We start from the raw sequence: 1,316 nt of genomic DNA on the forward strand, positions 1-1,316 counted from the left end.
AGCGTCTAGTAGAGAAGGATTTAAAACAGTTGCGGCTACAGCCAAGAAAAGTAATCGTCATCAGCCAAAGCCTAAAGAAGTAGCATCCATTGAAGCTATACAACAGAGTTTATTGGAGAATTTTGGACAGATCAAAGACCCAAGAGTAGAGCGAACAAAGAAACATCAACTCACAGATATTTTGCTGATTGCGATTCTAGCTGTGATAGCTGGAGCGCAAGGATGGGAAGACATAGAGAATTACGGTATCAGTAAGCAAAAATGGTTAGAAGAGTTTTTAGTATTACCAAACGGAATACCCGACGCTCGAAGACTCGCTACCGCTTCGCTATCGGATGACACCTTCCGACGGGTATTTGAGTTTATTAACCCAGAAGAATTGAATCGTTGTTTCTTGAGATGGATAGAAACCCTGGTGACAAAGATGGGAGGGGAGATAATTCCCATAGACGGAAAAACTATTAGGGGTTCTTACGACCGAAATCAAGATAAATCAGCGTTGCACCTGATTAGTGCCTGGGCAAGTGAACAAAGTTTGGTATTAGCACAGATGAAAGTGGAAGATAAATCGAATGAGATTACAGCTATTCCCGGATTATTAGAGTTACTAGATATTACAGGCTCTATCATCACCATTGATGCAATGGGGACTCAAACCGAGATTGCCAAGAAGATTATCGACAAAAAAGCAGATTACGTTCTGGCACTCAAGGCTAATCACCCCACTCTGTATCATCAAGTAGAACAATGGTTTGAAACAGCATCTGCACAAAATTTTCAAGGTATTGATCTTAGTTATGACCAACGGATTGAAAAAGGACATCATCGCACAGAAATCCGTCAAGTTTGGTCTGTTCCAGTTTCTGCACTTGGTGAACTTTACCAACCCCGAATCTGGGCTGGACTCCAAAGTTTGGTTATGGTTGTTCGGGAGCGTCGTCTTTGGAACAAAACTACTCGTGAGGTTCAATTTTATCTAACTTCTTTACACAGTGATGCTCAACTTTTAGGTCGAGCTATCCGCAAACATTGGGGTATTGAAAATCAGGCTCATTGGACACTTGATTGTACTTTCGGTGAAGATGCTTGCCGCATTCGCTCTTTCCATAGTCCCCGGAATTTTGCTCTTTTACGACGCATTGCTCTCAATGCCCTCAATCGTGAACAAACTTACAAACGTAGTCTCCGACAAAAAATGAAACGGACTGGTATGGATAACGATTACATGATTCGGGTTCTCAGTTCCGGTTTCATTGACTCTACATTAGATTCCTCTCAGCCCTTATGTCAAGCCTAATTGAGATGCTCTTACCCTG

At 42.0% G+C, this 1,316-nt stretch carries 1 protein-coding gene; it reads left to right on the forward strand.

What is annotated here, in order from left to right; all coding sequences use genetic code 11:
• Positions 1–88 precede the first annotated feature (88 nt).
• Positions 89–1,297: an ISAs1 family transposase gene (locus ABF638_RS37975; protein WP_435027883.1), complete on the forward strand. Its 1,209-nt coding sequence runs from the start codon at positions 89–91 to the stop codon at positions 1,295–1,297.
• The last annotated feature ends 19 nt before the right edge of the window (positions 1,298–1,316 follow it).

Origin of the sequence: Nostoc sp. CALU 1950, from assembly GCF_051172895.1 — a bacterium.
Lineage (GTDB): Bacteria > Cyanobacteriota > Cyanobacteriia > Cyanobacteriales > Nostocaceae > Nostoc > Nostoc edaphicum_A.